This window comes from Alteromonas sp. ABH2_165, assembly GCF_056159945.1.
The window spans coordinates 1-550 of the sequence record NZ_JBSWWF010000039.1 but is presented as its reverse complement, the minus strand read 5'-3'; the positions used below and the strand labels follow the sequence as shown (position 1 = coordinate 550).

Below are 550 nucleotides of genomic sequence, written 5' to 3'. Positions count from 1 at the left end.
GTAACACATGGGCTAGAATCCGAGCGAAGCGACAGAGCCCATGTGTTACTGTCCCAGCGAGCCTGCGAGCGGCTTAATTTGATTGTTAGCTGCCACCTACTAGTAATGGTAACGACACGAGATAACCGTAATTGCGGTATCGTCCACGGCATATACCAAACGGTTTGTGTCATCTATTCTGCGAGACCAGAAACCTGAAAGATTTTCTTTAAGAGGTTCTGGCTTTCCAATTCCATCAAATGGAGAACGCTTAACATCCGAAATTAACTTATTGATACGTTTCAAGGTTTTCTTGTCTTGAGTCTGCCAATAAACGTAACTATTCCAAGCTTCATCAGTCCATGATAACAACCTGTTACTCATCAATAAGTTCTCGCTGGGTCGTTTTTGCCGCTTTAAACTGTGCTATTGAACGATTTAAGTGTTCAGCGTTCGCTGGAGAACGAAGTAGATGAACGGTTTCCATAAGGCTGTTGTAGTAATCTAATGACATTACAACAGCATCTTCAGAGTCACGACGAGTGATTACTGTTGTATCTGCATCGTTGAT

General features: G+C 42.7%; 2 protein-coding genes. Both read right to left on the bottom strand.

All coding sequences use genetic code 11. The annotated features are described in order from the left end of the window. Positions 1–99: 99 nt before the first annotated feature. A complete protein-coding gene (locus ACXAFQ_RS20515) occupies positions 100–363 on the bottom strand; it encodes a Txe/YoeB family addiction module toxin (protein ID WP_394223158.1) in 264 nt (87 codons plus the stop codon). Then, a partial coding sequence (locus ACXAFQ_RS20510) for a type II toxin-antitoxin system Phd/YefM family antitoxin (RefSeq protein WP_474825222.1) occupies positions 356–550 on the bottom strand: 195 nt, incomplete at its 5' end. The genes ACXAFQ_RS20510 and ACXAFQ_RS20515, both read right to left, overlap by 8 nt.